This window comes from Phyllobacterium sp. (genome assembly GCF_037994405.1).
Lineage (GTDB): Bacteria > Pseudomonadota > Alphaproteobacteria > Rhizobiales > Rhizobiaceae > Phyllobacterium.
Genome location: NZ_JBBNAN010000432.1, coordinates 1 through 1,765, shown reverse-complemented (window position 1 = coordinate 1,765; position 1,765 = coordinate 1). Strand labels below are relative to the sequence as shown.

Annotated in this window: 2 protein-coding genes and 1 pseudogene; 2 read left to right on the top strand and 1 reads right to left on the bottom strand. The window is 63.1% G+C overall.

Going from position 1 to position 1,765, the window contains the following annotated elements:
- Positions 1-128 precede the first annotated feature (128 nt).
- Entirely contained in the window at positions 129-338 is a 210-nt protein-coding gene (locus AAAC48_RS23300) for a hypothetical protein (RefSeq protein WP_340656470.1), read from the top strand.
- 223 nt (positions 339-561) lie between these two features.
- Here AAAC48_RS23300 and AAAC48_RS23295 read toward each other — a convergent pair whose 3' ends face one another.
- Entirely contained in the window at positions 562-999 is a 438-nt protein-coding gene (locus AAAC48_RS23295) for an SRPBCC domain-containing protein (RefSeq protein WP_340656469.1), read from the bottom strand.
- 125 nt (positions 1,000-1,124) lie between these two features.
- On the opposite strand from AAAC48_RS23295, the pseudogene AAAC48_RS23290 reads away from it, so the two are divergent.
- Positions 1,125-1,765: pseudogene (locus AAAC48_RS23290) on the top strand (adenylate/guanylate cyclase domain-containing protein); the annotation flags it as partial.

The window sequence follows — 1,765 nt, the reverse complement described above, 5'->3', positions numbered from 1 at the left end:
GCTCTACGATGTAGTGACCGCGCAGCCGAGCCTCGACGCAGATCAGATTCCCCGCAAAAAGCTCAAGCTGGCGATGTCAGCGGGAAAGAACGGCCCATGCCATCCACGAGATAATGCCACGACATTTCATGCAGACGGCGGATCTCGCTGGTGTCGGCACCACGGCGATGCGGGCGATCTTTGAAGACATCGCCGCCAACGCCGAACGACAGGCACAAGCTGTTATCACATCGCTCCCAAATAGCTTCCCCAATCAGCTTGTGACGTCCACCACGGCGGCCATCAAGCACCGAACCGAGCTGCTGGCAACTTCAGCTACAGCGGTCTCCCATGTTTGAGACAGAGTTACACAAGTATTGTCACATAAACGCCCGGTGATATTGCCCAGATTGCGGTAAACGCCATCAAGCATCAACGCTGGAGTCAACGAACTCTCGATGGAGTGGCGTACGCCAGCACGACCAGTATTGAAGCACTCGGGCGCCCGGAGAGGCCATACCGAGCAGTCGCTCGGCCGCCGCCGGTCAACGTCGCTGCACAGTCGCGATTATCTCCGGGTCCTCACGCATCAAGAGGGGTATCCGGTCCCGGGTCGCCGCCTGCCGCGGCTAGGGCTAGCCTGCGCAAATAGTGGTTCCAGCCCTTTTCGTGGTTGGCGCGTTCCTTCTCATCGGGGAGGCCGCCATGGGTGAAGCGCACCAGCGTGCCTCCGTCCTTCTCGACGAGGTCGATCTCGATCAGGCCCGACCCCGGCGGCACATTCTCGTTTCCTTCCCAGCCGAAGCTGTAGGCCAGGCGGTGGACCGGGATCACCTCCGTGAACTGGCCGCGGGCAGTGTGCGTGTCGTTCATGCTGACGAGATAGATGCCGCCGGGATATGGCTCGACCGTCGCCTTCGTACCGATCCAGCGCAGGATCTTGTCGGGATCGGTGAGGAAGGCAAAGACCGTTGCCTGCGGGGCTGCGATCTCGATCTCACTGCGAAGTGTCTCGGTCATCGCCATCTCCTTCGAGCTAAGGACGCAATTTCATTCCGGATATGGCGCAATGTAAGCCAATCGAGATAACGCGCAAGAAACAAAATCTCGTGACAGAGGTCTGACATCGCTGCATGATGGCGGTTATGCGACTGCCGTCCGCTCTTTCCTACCTGGTCGACAAGGCGATTGACGTGCCGGACGGCGACGCCTTCCTGACGGCTCTCGCCGCACGGCTCGTCGCCGACGGTGTGCCGCTGACCGGTGGTGCGCTCACTCAAGCGGCGCCGCACCCGGTCATCGAGCGGCGCACCTGGCTGTGGCGCGCCGATACAGGAAGAGTGATAGAGGCGCTGGCTTTGGCCAGGCCTGCCGATCCCGAGCATGACCATGTCGCTCGCAACTGGCTGGCCGGGCTCGGCACCGGTGTCGTGCAGGAGGATTTCGCCGGCGGCGCGTCTGATGGCGCCGTCCTTGGCTGGACTGCGGGCCGGCCGTTCAGCGAGTCCGAATCGCAGCTGCTGCGTGAGGTTGCGCGCTTTGCCGCTGCGCCGCTTGCCTTGCTGGCCACGCGCTCGACGCTTGCTGTGCTGCTAACGACCTACCTCGGCCGGCGCAGCGCGGCGCAGGTGCTTGCCGGCCGTTTGCGGCGCGAGCCCGGTGAGACCATCCGGGCGGCCCTGCTTTATGCCGACCTGCGCGGCTTCACCGAGTTGTCGGAGTCGACCGAGGCGAAGGAGGTGATCGCTGCACTCGACGCCTGGTTCGACCGCATCGCCGGTGCCGT